General features: G+C 73.0%; 16 protein-coding genes, 1 tRNA gene and 1 other RNA gene. 4 read left to right on the top strand and 14 right to left on the bottom strand.

Annotation, left to right across the window (positions count from 1 at the left end; translation table 11 throughout):
• The first annotated feature begins 93 nt into the window (after positions 1-93).
• From ABLE53_RS19070 to ABLE53_RS19060, 3 genes are read left to right on the top strand one after another with little or no spacing between them, the layout of a single operon-like run.
• A complete protein-coding gene (locus ABLE53_RS19070; RefSeq protein WP_348860724.1) occupies positions 94-1068 on the top strand; it encodes a LysR family transcriptional regulator in 975 nt (324 codons plus the stop codon).
• 41 nt (positions 1069-1109) lie between these two features.
• Positions 1110-1823: a hypothetical protein gene (locus tag ABLE53_RS19065; RefSeq protein ID WP_348860723.1), complete on the top strand. Its 714-nt coding sequence runs from the start codon at positions 1110-1112 to the stop codon at positions 1821-1823.
• Between the two features lie 60 nt (positions 1824-1883).
• Complete coding sequence (locus ABLE53_RS19060; RefSeq protein WP_348860722.1) at positions 1884-2675, top strand: isocitrate lyase/PEP mutase family protein; 792 nt, start codon at positions 1884-1886, stop codon at positions 2673-2675.
• 15 nt (positions 2676-2690) lie between these two features.
• On the opposite strand, the gene ABLE53_RS19055 is transcribed toward ABLE53_RS19060, so the two are convergent.
• The 7 genes from ABLE53_RS19055 to ffs all read right to left on the bottom strand — a co-directional run bounded on the left by ABLE53_RS19055 (position 2691) and on the right by ffs (position 8951).
• Positions 2691-3755, bottom strand: coding sequence for an aspartate-semialdehyde dehydrogenase (locus ABLE53_RS19055; protein ID WP_348860721.1), 1065 nt, complete (start codon positions 3753-3755; stop codon positions 2691-2693).
• On the bottom strand, positions 3752-5029 hold the full coding sequence (locus ABLE53_RS19050) for an aspartate kinase (protein WP_348860720.1): 1278 nt from the start codon (positions 5027-5029) through the stop codon (positions 3752-3754). Before ABLE53_RS19050 ends, ABLE53_RS19055 begins: the two co-directional genes overlap by 4 nt.
• Positions 5030-5068: 39 nt before the next feature.
• Complete coding sequence (locus tag ABLE53_RS19045; protein ID WP_348860719.1) at positions 5069-5677, bottom strand: DUF5063 domain-containing protein; 609 nt, start codon at positions 5675-5677, stop codon at positions 5069-5071.
• A complete protein-coding gene (recR, locus tag ABLE53_RS19040) occupies positions 5674-6270 on the bottom strand; it encodes a recombination mediator RecR (RefSeq protein ID WP_348860718.1) in 597 nt (198 codons plus the stop codon). Before recR ends, ABLE53_RS19045 begins: the two co-directional genes overlap by 4 nt.
• Positions 6271-6283: 13 nt before the next feature.
• Positions 6284-6718 carry a YbaB/EbfC family nucleoid-associated protein gene (locus ABLE53_RS19035; protein ID WP_348860717.1) on the bottom strand — a complete coding sequence of 145 codons (435 nt, stop codon included), beginning with the start codon at positions 6716-6718 and terminating at the stop codon, positions 6284-6286.
• Between the two features lie 9 nt (positions 6719-6727).
• Positions 6728-8773 (bottom strand): DNA polymerase III subunit gamma and tau, encoded by a 2046-nt coding sequence (locus ABLE53_RS19030; RefSeq protein ID WP_348860716.1) that lies wholly within the window; start codon positions 8771-8773, stop codon positions 6728-6730.
• A gap of 88 nt (positions 8774-8861) precedes the next feature.
• An RNA gene (gene ffs / locus ABLE53_RS19025) (signal recognition particle sRNA small type) lies at positions 8862-8951 on the bottom strand.
• Positions 8952-9051: 100 nt separating this feature from the next.
• Here ffs and ABLE53_RS19020 point away from each other — a divergent pair.
• Positions 9052-9140, top strand: a tRNA-Ser gene (locus ABLE53_RS19020).
• 70 nt (positions 9141-9210) lie between these two features.
• Here the strand turns inward: ABLE53_RS19020 and ABLE53_RS19015 are convergent.
• The 7 genes from ABLE53_RS19015 to ABLE53_RS18985 all read right to left on the bottom strand — a co-directional run bounded on the left by ABLE53_RS19015 (position 9211) and on the right by ABLE53_RS18985 (position 16920).
• On the bottom strand, positions 9211-10557 hold the full coding sequence (locus ABLE53_RS19015; RefSeq protein WP_348860715.1) for an ATP-dependent 6-phosphofructokinase: 1347 nt from the start codon (positions 10555-10557) through the stop codon (positions 9211-9213).
• Positions 10558-10628: 71 nt separating this feature from the next.
• Entirely contained in the window at positions 10629-11885 is a 1257-nt protein-coding gene (locus ABLE53_RS19010; RefSeq protein ID WP_348860714.1) for a S8/S53 family peptidase, read from the bottom strand.
• Positions 11864-13282, bottom strand: a complete 1419-nt coding sequence (locus ABLE53_RS19005; RefSeq protein WP_348860713.1) for a type VII secretion protein EccB — start codon at positions 13280-13282, stop codon at positions 11864-11866. Before ABLE53_RS19005 ends, ABLE53_RS19010 begins: the two co-directional genes overlap by 22 nt.
• Position 13283: 1 nt before the next feature.
• Complete coding sequence (gene eccD / locus ABLE53_RS19000; protein ID WP_348860712.1) at positions 13284-14645, bottom strand: type VII secretion integral membrane protein EccD; 1362 nt, start codon at positions 14643-14645, stop codon at positions 13284-13286.
• A 120-nt stretch (positions 14646-14765) separates the two neighbouring features.
• Positions 14766-15062: a WXG100 family type VII secretion target gene (locus tag ABLE53_RS18995; RefSeq protein ID WP_348860711.1), complete on the bottom strand. Its 297-nt coding sequence runs from the start codon at positions 15060-15062 to the stop codon at positions 14766-14768.
• Between the two features lie 28 nt (positions 15063-15090).
• The gene (locus tag ABLE53_RS18990; RefSeq protein WP_348860710.1) at positions 15091-15429 is read right to left on the bottom strand and encodes a WXG100 family type VII secretion target; all 339 of its coding nucleotides are present in this window, start codon (positions 15427-15429) and stop codon (positions 15091-15093) included.
• 126 nt (positions 15430-15555) lie between these two features.
• Positions 15556-16920 (bottom strand): ubiquitin family protein, encoded by a 1365-nt coding sequence (locus ABLE53_RS18985; protein ID WP_348860709.1) that lies wholly within the window; start codon positions 16918-16920, stop codon positions 15556-15558.
• Positions 16921-17040: the final 120 nt, after the last annotated feature.

The following is a 17040-nucleotide window of genomic DNA, read 5'->3' as shown; positions in this document are numbered from 1 at the left end:
GGATGGGTGCGTCGAGCATGTGGCGTGCGTCATACTCGCTGCAAGCACAGAATCCGTGCCTAGTTCCACTGCTGAACTGAGGAAGGAGTGGTGGTGGTCACCCAGTCGGAGGCTCCGCTGCAGGGCGACCTGCCGTTCACGCTGCGCCAGCTCCAGCTCTTCGTGGCGGTGGCGGAGAGCGGCACGATCACCCGCGCCGCCGAGCAGCTGATCCTCTCGCCGACGGCCGTCTCACTCGCCGTCGGACAGCTCGAGAAGGCGCTCGGCGAGACGCTGTTCACCCGGCAGCGGTCGCGCGGCGTCGCGCTCACGCCGACCGGCCGTTACGTGCTCGAGCGCGCCCGCGCGGTCCTTCACACGGCCGACGACTTCCTGCACGAGACCCGGGTGGGACCGGAGCACCTCACCGGCGCGGTGTCGATCGGCTGCTTCCAGAGCCTCGGCCCCACGATCCTGCCGATCGTCCTCTCGACGTTCACCGAGCTGCATCCGGCCGTCGACCTCACGTTCCGCGAGGGCAGCCAGGACGACCTCACCGACGCGCTCGACCACGGCCTGATCGACGTCCTGGTCTGCTACGACTACATGCTGCCGGTCGGCTCCGAGCGGGTGCGTCTCGGCACCCGCAGCCCGGCCGTCCTGCTCGCGGCCGACCACTGGGCCGCCGCCGACCCCGAGACCCCGCTCGACGCCCGCGACCTCGCCGACGAGCCCTACATCCTGCTCGCGACGCCCGTGACGCAGCAGCACGCCCTGAACGTGCTCGGGTCGATGGGCGTCGAGCCCGACGTACGCTTCCGCTCGACCAACATCGAGACCGTCCGGTCCCTGGTCGGCCGCGGCCTGGGCTGGACGCTCCTGCTCCAGCGTCCGGCCATGAGGATGACGTCCGAGGGGCTGCCGGTGGTCACCCGGCCGCTGCAGCAGTCGACGGCGCCCGAGGTCGTCGTCATGGCGTGGCGGCGCGGCCGGCCGCTGAGCCGGGTGGCGCGCACGCTCGTGGAGCACTCCCGCGACGTCGTACCCCAGGAGGAGCGGCGCCTCGCCGCGCGCGGCGCCGGCCTCTGACGTCTCCGGGTCGGCCCGCGACCCGTGGAACACTGGCCCGCATGGGCAACGATCTCGGCAACCGGCTCGAGCCGCCGAAGCTGGGCTTCCGGCGGAAGAAGGAGAAGGCGGGGCGTACGCCGGCGGACGACTCGCGCGACGAGCGGACCGAGCCCGCCGAGGAGACGCCGGATACCGCTGACACCGCCCGACTCGAGCCGGTGGACGACGACCGCTGGAAGCCGAAGGAGCCGGGCGAGGAGCCCACCCAGGTGCTCCCCGCGCAGGCCGCCGGGCCCGAGCAGGCCGCGGAGCCCGAGCAGCCCGGGCCCGACGAGAAGCCCGCGAAGGCGGGACGCGTCCCGAAGCCGCCGAAGGCGCCCCGACCGGCCCGTGAGCTCCCGCTCGACGGACACACGGCCGCGGCCGTGACCGGCCTGGTCGTCGGCCTCTGGCTCGTCGTGTCGGTCTGGGGCTGCGAGCAGCTCAGCCAGGCCGCCCGCGGGACGACGTCGCTGGGTCGGGCCGGCTTCCCCCTACTGCTCGGCATCTTCGTCATCGGGGTGGTCGGCGGAGGGCTGCTGCTGCGCGCCTTCGGCACGCCGTCCCCGTTCAGCATCGGCTTCCTCGGCACCGGGCTGGTCTCGGTGCTGTCGATCCTGTTCCTGACCGACCACGTCGACTCCCTGTGGGGCGCCGTGGTGATCGTCGTCCTCGCGGTGGCCTCCTTCGTGCTGGCCCGATGGGTGAGCGTGCGCTACATCGACGCGACGTGACCGGCTGACCCGTCCGAAACCCGCGTGCGAGGTCGCCCGCCCGGGTGCCAGGGTCGAGGCATGGGATCACGCCAGCAGCAGAAGGGCGAGGCGTTCCGCGCGCTCCACGAGCGCGGGACCTTCGTCATCGCCAACGCCTGGGACGCCGGCTCCGCCCGGGTCCTCACGACTCTGGGCTTCCCGGCGATCGCGAGCACCAGCTCCGGCTTCGCGTTCGGACTCGGCCGGGCCGACGGCAGCGTCGCGCTCCACGAGGTGGCCGCGCACGCCCGCGTGCTCGACGAGGCGACCGACCTGCCGGTCGCGATGGACCTGGAGAACGGCTACGGACCACGGCCCGCCGACGCTGCGCTCGCCGTCACCACGGCCTCCGGCGCGGGCGCGGTCGGTGGGTCGATCGAGGACTTCGACCCCGTCGACGGGCTCTACCCGCTCGCCCTGGCCGCCGAGCGGGTCGCCGCCGCGGCGCAGGCCGCCCGCGCGCTCGACGTACCCTTCGTCCTCACCGCCCGCGCCGAGAACCACATCCGCGGCAACCCCGCCCTCGACGACACGATCACGCGGATGCAGGCCTACGAGGAGGCCGGGGCCGACGTGCTGTTCGCGCCCGGGCTGCGCACCCTCGACGAGATCCGCGCGGTCTGCGAGGCCGTGGCGCGGCCCGTCAACGTGCTCGCGCCGGCGGACCTGACCGTCGCGCAGCTGGCGGGGGCCGGCGTACGCCGGATCAGCGTCGGGGGCAGGCTGGCGCTGGTCGCGTACGCGTCGCTGGCCACCGCCGCGTCCCGGATCCGCGACGAGGGCGCGTTCGACCAGCTCGGGGTGCCGGCCGCGTTCGCCGACTGGCTGTGAGGCCGGGCGGACCGCTCAGAGGGCAGCGGCGACGATCTCCGCGAGCTGCACGGTGTTGAGCGCCGCGCCCTTGCGGAGGTTGTCGCCTGCGATGAACATCGCCAGCCCGCGGTTGCCCGGGACACCCTCGTCCTGACGGAGCCGACCGACGTAGGAGGGGTCCTTGCCGGCCGCGTACAGCGGTGTCGGGACGTCGCGGAGCTCCACGCCGGGGGCGCCGGCGAGCAGCTCGCGGGCGCGCTCGGGGGTCATCTCCTCACCGAACTCGGCGTTGACCGACAGCGAGTGGCCGGTGAAGACCGGGACCCGAACGCAGATGCCGGAGACCGGCAGGTCGGGGATGTCGAGGATCTTGCGGGACTCGTTGCGGAGCTTCTGCTCCTCGTCGGTCTCGTTCAACCCGTCGTCGACGATGGAGCCGGCCATGGGGAGGACGTTGTAGGCGATCGTGTCGACGTACGTGACCGGCTCGGGGAAGGCGACGCTCTCGCCGTCGTACGCCAGCTCGCGGGCCTTCTCGCCGGCCGCGGAGACCTCGGTGGCCAGCTCCTCGACGCCGGCGATCCCGGAGCCGGAGACGGCCTGGTAGGACGAGATGACCAGCCGCGTCAGGCCGGCCGCGTCGTGCAGCGGCTTGAGGACCGGCATCGCCGCCATGGTCGTGCAGTTCGGGTTGGCGACGATCCCCTGGCGGGCCTCGATCACCGGCGCCATCGCAGCGGCGTTGACCTCCGCGACGACCAACGGGATCGCGGGGTCCTTGCGCCAGGCGGAGGAGTTGTCGATGACGATCACGCCGGCGGCGGCGAACTTCGGCGCCAGCGCGCGGGAGGCGCCCGCACCGGCGGAGAAGAGCGCGATGTCGAGCCCGGTCGGGTCGGCGGTCTCGGCGTCCTCGACGACGACGCTCTGCCGACCACCGGGCCCCTCGAACTCCAGCACCTTGCCCGCCGAGCGCGGGGAGGAGAAGAACCTGATCTCGCCGACCGGGAACTTCCGCTCCGCGAGGATCTGCCGCATCGCGACGCCCACCTGGCCGGTGGCGCCGACGACCCCGATGTTGACCCGCTTCTCGCTCATCGGCCGGTCCCTCCGTAGACGACCGCCTCGACCTCGTCGGCGTCGAGGTCGAACGCGGTGTGGGCGGCCTGGACGGCGGTGTCGACCTGCGCCTCGTCGACGATGACGGAGATCCGGATCTCGGAGGTCGAGATCATCTCGATGTTGACCCCGGCCGAGGCGAGGGCGGAGAAGAACTTCGCCGTGATCCCCGGGTGGGAGCGCATGCCGGCCCCGATGAGAGAGACCTTGCCGATCTGGTCGTCGTAGAGCAGCTTGTCGTAGCCGATCTCGGACTGCAGCCGGGCGAGCGCGCCCATGGCAGTCTGGCCGTCGTTGCGCGGCAGCGTGAACGAGATGTCGGTGAGCCCGGTGGCGGCCGCGGACACGTTCTGCACGACCATGTCGATGTTGATCTCGGCCGCCGCGAGCGTCTCGAAGATACGCGCGGCCTCGCCGACCTTGTCGGGGACGCCGACGACGGTGACCTTGGCCTCCGAGCGGTCGTGGGCCACGCCGGCGATGATCGCCTGCTCCATGGTCTCTTCTCCTGCCAGTGCGCTGTCGGGGATGATCCAGGTGCCCTCCTTGGTGGAGAAGGAGGAGCGGACGTGGATCGGCATGTCGTAGTTGCGGGCGTACTCGACGCACCGCAGGTGGAGGATCTTCGCACCCGAGGCGGCCAGCTCGAGCATCTCCTCGGTGGAGACGCGGTCGAGCTTGCGCGCGGTCTCGACGATCCTCGGGTCGGCGGTGAAGACGCCGTCGACGTCGCTGTAGATCTCGCAGACCTCGGCGCCGAGCGCCGCCGCGAGCGCGACCGCCGTCGTGTCGGAGGCGCCGCGGCCGAGGGTGGTGACGTCCTTGGTGTCCTGCGAGACACCCTGGAAGCCGGCGACGATGGCGATGGCGCCGTCCTTGACGGCGGTCTCGATCCGGCCGGGCTTGATGTCGATGATCTTCGCCTTGCCGTGCACCGAGTCGGTGATCACGCCGGCCTGCGAGCCGGTGAACGAGCGGGCCTCGTGGCCGAGCTGGGCGATCGCCATCGCGACCAGCGCCATCGAGATCCGCTCGCCGGCGGTGAGCAGCATGTCGAGCTCGCGCGGCGGCGGGAGCGGGGTCACCTGCTCGGCGAGGTCACGCAGCTCGTCGGTCGTGTCGCCCATGGCGGAGACCACGACGACGACGTCGTGGCCCTGCTTCTTGGTGTTGACGATGCGCTGCGCGACCCGCTTGATGCCGGCAGCGTCGGCGACGGAGCTGCCGCCGTACTTCTGGACGACAATGCCCACTGATGGTCCTCGGGTTCGGTGCGTAGGGTTCACCGAATTCTACGTTGCCGAGGGGTCCTCCCCCTCCAGCATCTCATTGGCCGCGGCGAGGTCCTCCTCCTCGCCGGTGAACTCGGCGTCGAGCCGGTCGTGCGACACGACCGTCACGAGCGCGTTGAGCACCGCCCCCGCGAGGTTGCCCCAGTTGCTGACGTAGCTGAACTGCCACCACCACAGCGCCTCGGCGATGTCGCCACGCTTGAAGTGGCGCAGGCCGTTCTCGACGTCGGCGACGACGCTGGCGAGGTCGTCGGAGATCTGGCTGATCACGACCTCCGGCTCGTACGGGTCGAAGACGAAGCTGTAGGTGTCGAGGGAGCCGAGGAGCTCGGCGAGCCGCAGCCGCAGCTCGTCGACGTCGACCTCCGGGCCGACGTCGGGCTGGTACTCCTCCCGCACCTCGAAGTCCGCGTGGGCCCCCAGACGGGCTCCGGCGAGGAGCACCTGGCTCACCTCGAGGAGCAGCAGGGGTACGGCGCTGCCGCGGTCACCCTCCGAGGCGATCGCCCGGATCGCGAGCAGGAAGCTCTCCACGGAGTCCGCGATCTGGATCGCGAACCCGTTGGTCTGGGGGTCGAGAGTCGTCTCTCCCGGCGTCGGTGTCGTCATTCAGCTGCCCGCCTTCCTGCGAATGCCCGCCCGAGCGTGACCTCGTCGGCGTACTCCAAGTCTCCGCCTACGGGAAGCCCGCTGGCCAGTCGGGTCACCTTCAGCCCCAGAGGGCCCAGCTGGCGGGTGAGGTAGGTCGCCGTCGCCTCGCCCTCCAGGTTGGGGTCGGTGGCGAGGATGACCTCGGTGATCGCGGGGTCGTTGAGCCGCTGCACGAGCTCGCGGATCCGGAGCTGGTCGGGGCCGATCCCGTCGATCGGGCTGATCGCGCCGCCGAGCACGTGGTAGCGGCCGCGGAACTCACGGGTCCGCTCGATCGCCACGACGTCCTTGTACTCCTCCACCACGCACAGCACGCTCGGGTCGCGCCGCGGGTCGCGACAGATCCGGCAGGTCTCCTCCTCGGACACGTTGAAGCAGACCGAGCAGAACTTGACCTTCGCCTTCACCTCGACGAGCACGTCGGCGAGCCGGCGTACGTCGGCCGGGTCGGCCTGCAGCAGATGGAACGCGATCCGCTGCGCGCTCTTCGGACCCACGCCCGGCAGTCTGCCGAGCTCGTCGATGAGATCCTGGACGACACCTTCGTACAACGCTGCCCGCTCTCTAGAAGCCCAGCTTGCCGGGCGTCTCGCCCGATCCGCCGCCGGCACCGGGCAGACCGCCGGGGAGCCCGCCAGGGAGCCCGCCGGGGAGCCCGCCGGGCAGTCCGCCGCCCGCGAGCGGGCCGAGCGACTCGCTGGCGAGTGCGTCGGCCTGGGCCTTGGCGTCGCGGTAGGCGGCGACGATGACGGCCGAGAGGTCCTCGAGGTCGTCGGGGTCGCTGCCGTCGAACTCACCCTGCTTGATGTCCACGCCGACCAGCTCGCCGATGCCGTTGACCTTCACGGTCACCGCGCCGCCGGCGACGGTGCCCTCGACGATCGTCTCGGCGAGCTTGTCCTGCGCCGAGACCAGCTGCTCCTGCATCTGCTGGGCCTGCTGGAGCAGCGCGTTGAGGTCGAGGCCGCCGCCCAGCCCCTCGAACGGGTTCTGACTCATCTGGTCCTCCTACTGGTGGCGGATCTCTTCGATCATCTGGGCGCCGAGCTCCCGCTGGAGCAGCTCGGCGCCGCCGAGCACCTCGACGTCGGCATCGAGGTCGTCGGGGTGGGCGTCGGCATCGGCCTGGGCGAGCCGCGCGGCGCGGTCCTCGACCGACGGCGGCTGCTCACCGGTGCGGGTCGGGCGGATCGCCCCACGCGCCTTCGCGATCGCGGCGGGGTCACTGCCCGGGTCGCCCGGCGGCGCCCCACCCGGCGGTCCGGGCTGTGACCCCGACCCGGGTGGCGTCGGCGGGGCGCTCCCCCGTGGCGGCTCGGGCGGGGGCCCGCCCGCCTGGGCGCCGGGGTCGACGATCGCCTCGATCCGCCAGTCGGCGCCGACGACGTCGATCACCGCCTGCCTGACTACCTCGTCGGAGCGGCCGTTGACGAACGACTCGCGCGCGCCGGGGTTGGTGAACCCGAGCGTCAGGACGTTGCCGTCGAGCGCCACCACCTGGCTGTTCTGGGTGAGGTGGATCCACGCCATCCGCCGCCTCGTCTTCACCGCCTCGACGACGTCCGGCCACAGTCGGCGTACGTCGACAAGGGTGAGGCCGCCCGTGGCCGGCTGGGCCGGCTCGGGCTCCGGGTGGGCGGTCTCGGGGTGGCCCTCCTCGGGCGGCGGTGGCGCAGCAACCGATCGCTCGTCGGGAACGGTTGCAGGCTCACCGCCGGCGGTGGGTGGCGGTGGCGGGGCAACCGATCGTTCGTCGGGAACGGGTGCGGAATCACCGCTGCGCGGCGCGCCCACCGAGGGCTTGAGGACCGGGCGGTCCTGCGCGGGAGCGGCCGGGGCGGGAGCCGGGGCCGGCGACGGGGTGCCGCTGATATCGACCCGGCGCTCGAGCCGGTCGAGCCGTGCGGCGAGCCCCTCGGTGCCGTGGTCGGCGCCGGGCAGCAGGACCCGCGCGCAGACGAGCTCGAGCAGCAGCCGCGGAGCCGTCGCCCCACGCATCTCGGTCAGCCCGGTCGCGACGATGTCGGCGGCGCGGGAGAGCTCGTGCACTCCGAACCGGTTGGCCTGGGCCACCAGCCGCTCGCCGGCGTCCTCGGAGACCTCGACGAGCCCACTGGCCGGAGCGTCGGGGACGGCGGCGACGATGACGAGGTCGCGCAGCCGGCGGAGGAGGTCCTCGGTGAAGCGGCGCGGGTCCTGGCCGGTCTCGATGACCTTGTCGATAACACCGAAGACGGCGGCGCCGTCGCGGGCGGCGAACGCGTCGACCACCTCGTCGAGCAGCCAGTCGGGGGTGTAGCCGAGCAGGCCGACGGCCAGCTCGTAGGTGACCCCCTGCGGACCGGCACCGCCGAGCAGCTGGTCCATGACCGAGAGGCTGTCGCGCATCGAGCCGCCACCAGCACGGGCCACCAGCGGCAGCGCCGCCGGCTCGACCGCGATCCCCTCCTTCTCGCACAGCGTGGCGATGTAGTCGGCGACCAGCTTGGGCGGGAAGAGCCGGAACGGGTAGTGATGCGTCCGCGACCGGATCGTCGGGATGACCTTGTCCGGCTCGGTGGTGGCGAAGATGAACCGCAGGTGCGGGGGAGGCTCCTCGACGAGCTTCAGCATGGCGTTGAACGCCTGCGCCGTGACCATGTGGGCCTCGTCGATGATGTAGACCTTGTAGCGGCTCCTCACCGGGGCGAAGAACGCCTTCTCCCGCAGGTCGCGGGCGTCGTCGACGCCGTTGTGGGAGGCGGCGTCGATCTCGATGACGTCGATCGACCCCGGCCCGCCACGGGCCAGGTCGCGACAGCTGTCGCACTCCCCGCACGGGTCCGCCACCGGCGCCTTCTCGCAGTTCAGCGCCCGGGCGAGGATGCGCGCGCTGGTCGTCTTGCCGCAGCCGCGCGGGCCCGAGAACAGATAGGCGTGGTTCACCCGGTTGTTCGCCAGCGCGTTGCGCAGCGGCGTCGTGACGTGGTCCTGGCCGATGACCTCGGCGAACGTCTCGGGCCGGTAGCGGCGGTAGAGGGCGAGGGGTGAGTCCACGTCAGAAACCCTAACCATCCCCACCGACACCTGGTAGCGGCCTCCGGCCGCGCAGGTGTACGCCGGCCGAGCCACCTCTGGCCGGAGGTCGAGCCCGCGAAATGCAGGAGGCCCCCCGCGTACCCGACAGAGCTCACTTACCCTTGCTGCCTTCCGGCCCTGGGGGATTCGGCGAGATGCCGCCACACGGGGGGTTGCCCTGGAGTCTAGGTGAGCACCGGCGGCCACTCCAAAGCCGGGCCGGCGGCCCCGACGCGATTTCGCTCCGGCACCGGCGCACCGGTACCCTCCTCCGCGGAGGATTCGCCTAGAGGCCTATGGCGCTCGCTTGGAAAGCGGGTTGGGTTAACAGCCCTCGCGGGTTCGAATCCCGCATCCTCCGCCAGGCGAGGAAGCTGGTGTCGTACGGCAGCCGATCGAGCAGATCGAGGGCCGACCGGCACCAGCTTCGCGTCTCAGCCGTCGAAGACCGGCGGCTGCCCGGTGGTCTCGAGGACGGTGAGCCACAGGTCGCCCTCGGGGTCCACGACGTTGCGTACGCCGGTGACGAGCGCGATCGGGAGGTGCACGAAGCGGCCGTGCCAGCGGCCGACGATCATCTCGGTCCGCCCGGACAGCGCCGCGTGGACGGCGGCGTGCGCGAGCCTGGTGCAGTAGACGCCGTCGTACCCGTTCGCCGGGACGCTGCGGATCGCGTAGCCGGGGTCGACGTAGCGCAGGTTGAGCCCCATCCGATGCTCGGCGAAGTGCTCGGTCAGCCGGCGGCGCAGCAGGCCGCCGATGTCGGCGAGCCGCAGGTTGCCGGAGGCGTCCGCGGCGCCCGCGCCGTCGGGTGGGACGAGGTCCTGCCCCGCCCCCTCGGCGAGGACGACGACCGCGTGCCCCTGCTCCTCGACCTTGCGGCGTACGAACTCGAGGACGCCGCGCGGCCCGTCGAGCGTGAACGGCACCTCGGGCACCAGCACGACGTCGACGTCGTGACAGGCCAGCGAGGCGTAGCAGGCGATGAAGCCCGAGTGCCTGCCCATCAGCTTGACCAGCCCGACGCCGTACGGCGTGGCCGCGGCCTCGACCTGCGCGGCACGGATCGACTCGGCCGCCCGCGCGAACGCGGTCTGGAAGCCGAAGCTGTGGTCGATGTAGGGGATGTCGTTGTCGATGGTCTTGGGTACGCCGACGACGGCGATGTCCGCCCGCCGCGCACGGGCGGCCGCGGCGATCGCGGCGGCGCCCCGCAGCGTCCCGTCGCCCCCGATGACGAAGAGCATGTCGAGACCGTGCCGCTGCAGCGTGTCGACGACCGCCTCCGGGTCCTGCGCCCCGCGGGAGGTGCCGAGCAGCGAGCCGCCCTGCCGGTCGATGCCGCGGACCGACGCCGGGGTCAGCTCCAAGGGCTCCTCGCCGAGCGGCGGGACCAGCCCGAGGTAGCCGTTGCGGAAGCCGAGCACGGTGCGTACGCCGTACTGCGCGAGCTGCAGCACGAGGCCGCGTACGACGTCGTTGATCCCGGGACAGAGCCCGCCGCAGCTGACGACGCCGGCCCGCGCGGTGGCGGGGTCGAAGTAGAGCCGACGGCGCGGCCCGCCGGGCTCCATCGACGGCAGCAGACTGATCGGCACGTCGCGACCCGCGGCGATCCCGAGGGTGTCGTCGAACAGCACCCGGTCGCCCTCGTCGACCCAGTGCAGCGAGCTGCGCCGCTCGACGAGCGTGCTCGCCAGCGGCGAGGGGTGGCGCGGCGGGCCGAGCACCGCGATCTCGAGGTCGGTGGCCGTGACGGCGCCGGGCTCCGCTGTGTGCATGCTGCACCTCCCGACGGCATTCTCGCCGCGCATGGTTTCGGCCGCATCACATCGCGGCCGCTGCGTCCGGCTCAGCGTCGCCGGCGCGAGAGCAGCGGCCGCAGCACCAGCCCGAGGACGAGCGCCCCGCCTCCGACGAGGCCCCACCAGAGCGCCGCATGGCGGGTCCCGCGGAGGACGTCGCGCTCCGGCCGGCCGAGGTTGGCGCGCGCCACCGGCGCCGGGGCCGCGGTCCTGCCGTCGTCGAGCGGCCGGGTGACGGCGTCGTAGGCCTGGACGACGCCGGCGCCGGTGTAGCGGCCGGGGACGTCCTCACGGCCGCTCGCGGTCCGGAGCAGCCGGTCGACGATCTCGCCGGCGCTCGCCTTGGGGTACGCCGAGGCGAGCAGCGCGAGCACGCCGCTGACCTCCGCGGTCGACCACGAGGTGGTCGGCTCGTCGACGATGCACGGCCGGCCCGTGAGCGTGTAGGAGTGCGCGCCGACGGGGGGCGCGGCGACGTCGGTGGCGGAGTTCGGCACGACGTACTGGCTGACGTCGCCGGACATCCCCTCCGTGAGGGTGGCGCCGACGGCGACGACACCGGGGTAGGCCGCCGGGAAGACCTGGTCGCGGGCGTCCGCGGGACCGGCGCTCGGCGTCGGCGAGGTGGTCTCCTCGGACTCCGTCCGGTTGCCGGCGGCGGCCACCACGATCGCGCCGCTGCGCACCAGTCGTCTGATCTCCCGCCGCAGCACCGGGCTGCCCGTGTCGAACTCGACGGAGAGGTTGACGACGAGGTGGGAGTACTTCGACCGCGTCGCGTTGAGGTAGTGCAGCGCCGCCTCCACCGAGGGCCGCGAGACCGCGGGCTCCTCGTCGCCGGTCTGCGGCGCGGTGCTGACCGGCAGGTCGATCAGCGTCGCGCCCGGAGCGATCCCACCGGGGGCGCCGCCGGTCGCCTTCCCGGCGATGAGCCCGGCGACCGTGGTGCCGTGGTAGTACTTCCCCGGCGTCTGGCTCGGCTTGAACGACGGTCGCAGGACGTGCGCCGCGACCCCCGGCCAGATGCCGGAGTCGAGGACGGCGACCGTCACGCCGCTGCCCGGCGTACGACCGACCGCCCGCTGTGCGTCGGCGATCCGCATCTCGTCGTACGGGTCGGGATAGCTGAGGTCGACGCTCTTCACGCCGGCGTCGTCCACCGTGGCGACGGACCGGCACGGGACCGACCTCTCCGCGGCGTACGCCGGCGGGGCGGTCACGACACCGACGACCGCCGACCCGGCGCCGGTGCCGAGGGCGAGGAGGACCGCGGCGGCCGCGGTCAGGTGCCGCTGGGCGCGCACTCGGAGGAGCCCTTCTTGGTCGTGGAGCCCGGCGGGCAGAGCGCGAGGTCCGTGGACAGCTCGACGCCCCGGCCGAGCACCTCGATCCAGGCGTCGCTCACGACCGGCGCGTCGTAGGAGCCGAGCCCGAGGTTGGCGACGCTGGTCGCGTCGCCGACCTGGTTGGCCGCCCCGCGGCCGTCGACCATCCACGGGATCAGCCCCTTCTCGTCAGATCCGCTCCCCGAGTAGACGAAGGCGCCGGCGCCGGGCTCGACGTGCTGCTGGACGGCGGCGGCCGCGGGCGGCGTCTCGGGCCACGCGGTGGTGCCGGGGTCGACGCCGAGCCGCACCGAGGAGTCCTCGCCCGGGGCCGCCACGAGTCGGGCGCACATCGCGCCGACGACCGGGGTCAGGTCGCTCGCCGGCCAGGTGGCGGGCAGCTTCTCATCGACCAGGTCCAGGGGCTGTCGATCGAGCTCGATCGAGTCCGGGGTCGCTCCGGCGCCCGCGACCTGCGTGTTGGCGTAGACGGTCGCCTCGAACTCGGTGAGGGCGAGCAGGCCGTCGCGCGCTACGAGGTAGCTCTTGCCCTGGTAGGTCGCCAGCATGCCGACCTTGGCGCCTTCCGGGACGCCGTCCTTCCCGGCGAGGTCGGAGGGCCTGCCGGCGTCGGTGTAGTCGAAGCTCGACGACGTCAGCGGGTCGCCCTGGTCGAAGAGGGCGAGCCAGCGGTCGGGCACGGTCATCGGGCTCACCGAGGAGCCGAAGACGCCGTTGAGCACGGCGGCCGGCTTTCCCGGCAGCTGGAAGCGGTAGGCGCGGGCGACGCCGTCGCTGCCGACGCTCTCCGCGATCAGCCAGTCCTTGCCGTCCTTGGTCGTGACGGGGAACCCCGTGGTCGGCGCGTTCTTCACGGCCGGGTCGCCCTCGATGTCGACGGCGATGCCCTGGCCGTCCGACGTACACGCCGTCCAGCCGCTCTCGACGAACTCGCTCGGGCGCGGAAGCGCCTCCGGCGCGCCGTCGATCCCGATCGTCGCGCCGGGGGTCTCGCCGTCGACCGTCTCCTGGGAGACCACCGACGTGGGCGGCTCGAGGCCGAGGATCAGCTGGGCCGAGGTGAGGTTGATGACCGGGCGCAGGTCGCCGTTGTCCTCGGTGACGACGTACCTCTCCCCCTCCTTCGTCACGACCAGGCCGCGGGAGTCCCAGTCGTCAGAGGCGCGCGGGGCGAGCACGGAGCCGATCGCGGCGCCCGCGACGAGGAGCACGGCGAGGGCGACCCCGCCCACGATGGTGCGGCCGGGCCGGGTCGGCTCGACCTCCCGGCCACCGGGCGCGCCGGAGACGAACGCGGTGACCAGCCGGCGACGGCTGAACGCGTGGGCCTCGACCAGGTCCTTCTTCGTCGTCATCTCAGACGTTCACGGAGGAGAAGAGGCCGGACGCGAGCACGAGGAGCGGCAGCAGCGCGAGCAGCCCGACCGTCTCAGCGACGTCGCCGAGCCGACCGCGCCGGATGGACGCGCTGGTGGGGACGAGCGTCAGCGCGAGGAGTACGCCGCCCGCCGCGGCCAGCACAACCGCCGTCGTGGGCCGCCAGTCGGGGTGGAGCCAGAGCAGCGCGACGGCGGTCGCCGCCAGGCCGAGGATGCCCGACACCAGGCCGACGAGGACCTCCGAGCCGGTGCGGTACTGCCTCGTGCGCAGCATGACGACCAGGCAGGCGGCGACCGCGAGCAGCGTGCCGGAGACGCCGAGGCTGACGGCCATCGGCGCGACCAGCACGAGCAGCAGCCCGACGGTCGCCGAGATCGCGACCAGGATCTCGTGGGCGACCCGCGCGTCGGCCGCCACCCGCGACGGATCGATGTCGCCGGGCTCGGCAGTGATGTCCTGCGGGGAGTAGAGCCGCTGGACGTCGGTCGACGTCAGCGACAGGGCGATCCAGGGGAAGATGCTCCCGAAGAGCACGACCACGACGAGCACGACCGTCATGAGCACCGGCGCCCGCCAGTCGACGGCGTGCAGCACGAGCCCGGCCGCGACGTAGACCAGCCCGACGATCGCACCGGGGAGCACCAGCATCCGACCCTCGCCCAGGCCGAGGAGGCACAGCAGCCCCGCGATCAGCGCGCCCGCCCCGGCGCACGCGACCGGGATCCCGAAGACCCGGTCCGAGGTCTGGTGGAGCGCCACCAGGAGGCCGGCGACGGCGGCGTACAGCTCGGCCATCCACGACACCGCCACCGCGGCGGCGGGCTCGGACTCGGCACGGGAGAGCACCACCGCGCCGCCGACGAGCACGACGGCGATGACCGCTGCAGCGGCGCCGGCGAGCGCCGCGCCGCCCTGGACGAGCAGGGCGACGGCCCCGAGGAGGAGCAGCAGGCACGCGGCCGAGAGGGCAGTACGCCGGCCGGCCTCGGGCTGCCAGGGCTTCAGGTCGCGCTCGACGACGTCGGTCATCGCCTCGACCACGTCGTCGTAGACGCGCGGCGGCTCCACGTCGACGCCCGCCGTGACCGTGAGGACACCGCCGTCCTCGACGCCCTGGGGGATCAGCCCGGTGTCGCCGGACAGTCGGCGGCCGTCGGCGAGGACGACGCGGTAGCCGCCGTAGACGGTCGCGGCGTCGAGCAGCCCGACGCTGCGGGCCAGCTCGGGCAGCAGCTCGGCCACGGGGACCGTGCCCGGGAGGACGAGATCGACGCGCCGGGTCCCGGAGGCGACGGTCACCCTCACCAGGCCGGAAGCCCCGACCGACATCTGCGTCATGGACTGACTCCTTGTGGTGGCGAGCTCTCAGCGGACGTGCCGAAAGGGACCGGTGGAGTCACCGGCCCCTTCGGGGGTGGGACGTGGCGGCGTCGAAACCGCACGGCCCGTGGTCGGGTCCTAGCCCTCGAAGTAGCTCGCGGCCTTCTTGTCGGCGTCGCGGAACCCGTCGTTGGCGTCCTGCACGAGCTGGCCGTGCTTGAGCAGCGCGGCCTTCATGTCGGTGATCGCGCCGTCCCACATCTGCTGGGCGAGCTGGTAGGCCTCCTTGGCGAGACCGCTGAAGTTGGCGCGCAGCGGGTTCAGCTGGTGCTCGAGGTTGGTGAGGGTGCTGTCGATGTCCTTGACACCCATCTCGAGGTGGGCGCGGGCCTCGTCGAGGGAGGCGTGCTTGATGTAGATCTGGTCGTTACTCATCGGTCTCTCCTGGTCGTCGCGGTGGCGGTCAGCCGCCGAGCTTGCCGTCGTAGTAGCTGAGGTCCTTCTGCTCCTGCTTGGCGTACGACGCGATCGTCTCGTCGGCCGTCATGCCGAGCTTGTGGGTGCCGGTCAGCCCGTCGGAGAGGACGTTGAGCGCGTTGGTGATCTGGCGGTGGCGGTCCTGCCACAGCGTGTGGAGCGCGAAGAACGCGTCACCGGCGTCGCCCTGGAAGTCCTTCTGGTAGTGCATGATCGCCGACTCGAGTCGTGCGGCCTTGCGCCTCAGCTCCTCCCGGGCGTCGACCAGGGCCTGCGAGGCGGTGTTGAGTGAGTGATCCTGCCTGATTTCGTTGCCGGAAGTCATGTGTCCGTGTTCCCTTTCCCCCCGGACATGGACGCCGGGCTCGGATTGGTCAGTCTTGCTGCCGACCGACCCCGGAGCAGTCCCCCGGAGGCCGGACGAACCTCCATATGCCCCTGTCTCACGGGCCTAAACACCGAAACCTGATTCCCACAGGTGACGGACGAGTCCGACCGCGACGACCAGCGCCGCGATCGCTGCCGCGCCGGCCAGCGACTCGGCCAGGTCGGCGCGTGCCGCCCACCAGACCGAGCGCCACCCGCGGCCGGTCGCGACCGCCGCCGCGACGACGAGGACGGCGATCACCACGGCGGCGATGCCGAGCCCGACGACCACGCCGGAGTCGGCAGCCGCGAGGACGGCGGCCAGCCCGGCGGCGCCGGTGATCACGCCGGCGGTGCGGAGCAGGCCGCGGGCGAAGGCGTGCCGGTAGCTCCGGGCCGCGAGGAGCAGTGCGCTGGCCCCGGCGAGGACGACGACCCGGGCGCCGATCCGGTCCACCGGCGCCGTCGCGGTGGCCAGCAGCAGGGGCCCGGAGACGCAGGAGAGCAGCAGCACCGCCCAGCTCGCCGCGGTGAGCGTGCGCGAGCCGCGGGCCGCCACCTCGGCGACGGCGGCCGGCGGCACCAGCGTCCGCCCGCGCCGGCCCGCAGGGCGTGTGCGCGCGGACCAGGCGGTCACGGCGAGCCGCTCGATGTCGATGAGGTAGGAGTCCGGCACGTCGACGGCGTACGACGGGACGATCCGCGCCGCGAGCACCGACGCCACGAAGAACACCGCCCACACGACCTGGGGCGCGACGCCTGCGAGCGCGCCGCCGCAGCTGACGACGAAGACGGCGGCGCCCGCGAGGATCCACACCCGCAGCGCCTCCTCGGCTCGCCGGTCGACCGCTCGGGCCAGCGCCGCGACCACCGCGGCCGCCAGGGCGGCGACGCCGACCACGGTGGGCAGCCGCTCGGGCTCGGGGTCCCACGCGACCGCGAACGCGGCCGCGCCGGCGAACGCCGGGGCGACGACCGCGCGCCGGGGCGCGAGCGCGTCGGTGGGCAGGAGGCCGGTGAGGGCCGCCAGCCCGAGGAGCACGACCGTCACGTCCAGGCGTACGCCGTCGCTGTGCGCGCCGGTCCAGCCCGCGAGGGCGGCCACGGCGCCGGCCACCGCGACCCAGAACGCCGAGAGTGCCGAGAGCGTGGGAGCGGCCGTCGTGGCGCTCGGTGCCCGGCGGGTCGTCGGCGGGGCCGGGACCGGACCGTCGGCCACGAGCAGGTCGCCGCTGGCGATCCCGCGCGCGGCGAGCGCCTCCTCCGGCCCGAACGCCTCCCCGCGGCGGCTGCGCAGGACGGGCACCGAGGGGAGACCGAGCTGGCCGGCGTACTCCCTCGCGACGTCGGAGGCCTGGGCGTCGGCGGGTACGACGAGATCGAGGACGCCGGCGGGCCCGTGCACGGTCACGGCGAGCGCACCGACCCCGATGGCCGTGCGTCCAGTCATCGCGCCTCCCGGATGCGTGCGTCTGGTCCCGTCGTGTGTAGGGCGACGTCAGCAGGGTAGTAGCACTCGTGCCACGGCTCTATCATCGATCGACCGCCGGCCTTCCCAGCGCAAGATTTC

Origin of the sequence: Nocardioides asiaticus (genome assembly GCF_040049175.1) — a bacterium.
GTDB lineage: Bacteria > Actinomycetota > Actinomycetes > Propionibacteriales > Nocardioidaceae > Nocardioides > Nocardioides cheoyonin.
Note: the sequence above shows the minus strand (reverse complement) of the source record. Positions and strands in the feature narration are given on the sequence as shown.

Bases quoted from the DNA above. Each gene is read 5' to 3' on its own strand.
- ABLE53_RS19065 (WP_348860723.1), top strand. From the start codon at position 1,110: ATGGGCAACGATCTCGGCAACCGGCTCGAGCCGCCGAAGCTGGGCTTC.
- ABLE53_RS19060 (WP_348860722.1), top strand. From the start codon at position 1,884: ATGGGATCACGCCAGCAGCAGAAGGGCGAGGCGTTCCGCGCGCTCCAC.
- ABLE53_RS19055 (WP_348860721.1), bottom strand. From the start codon at position 3,755: ATGAGCGAGAAGCGGGTCAACATCGGGGTCGTCGGCGCCACCGGCCAG.
- ABLE53_RS19045 (WP_348860719.1), bottom strand. From the start codon at position 5,677: ATGACGACACCGACGCCGGGAGAGACGACTCTCGACCCCCAGACCAAC.
- ABLE53_RS19035 (WP_348860717.1), bottom strand. From the start codon at position 6,718: ATGAGTCAGAACCCGTTCGAGGGGCTGGGCGGCGGCCTCGACCTCAAC.
- ABLE53_RS19030 (WP_348860716.1), bottom strand. From the start codon at position 8,773: ATGGTTAGGGTTTCTGACGTGGACTCACCCCTCGCCCTCTACCGCCGC.
- ABLE53_RS19015 (WP_348860715.1), bottom strand. From the start codon at position 10,557: ATGCACACAGCGGAGCCCGGCGCCGTCACGGCCACCGACCTCGAGATC.
- ABLE53_RS19005 (WP_348860713.1), bottom strand. From the start codon at position 13,282: ATGACGACGAAGAAGGACCTGGTCGAGGCCCACGCGTTCAGCCGTCGC.
- eccD (WP_348860712.1), bottom strand. From the start codon at position 14,645: ATGACGCAGATGTCGGTCGGGGCTTCCGGCCTGGTGAGGGTGACCGTC.
- ABLE53_RS18995 (WP_348860711.1), bottom strand. From the start codon at position 15,062: ATGAGTAACGACCAGATCTACATCAAGCACGCCTCCCTCGACGAGGCC.
- ABLE53_RS18990 (WP_348860710.1), bottom strand. From the start codon at position 15,429: ATGACTTCCGGCAACGAAATCAGGCAGGATCACTCACTCAACACCGCC.
- ABLE53_RS18985 (WP_348860709.1), bottom strand. From the start codon at position 16,920: ATGACTGGACGCACGGCCATCGGGGTCGGTGCGCTCGCCGTGACCGTG.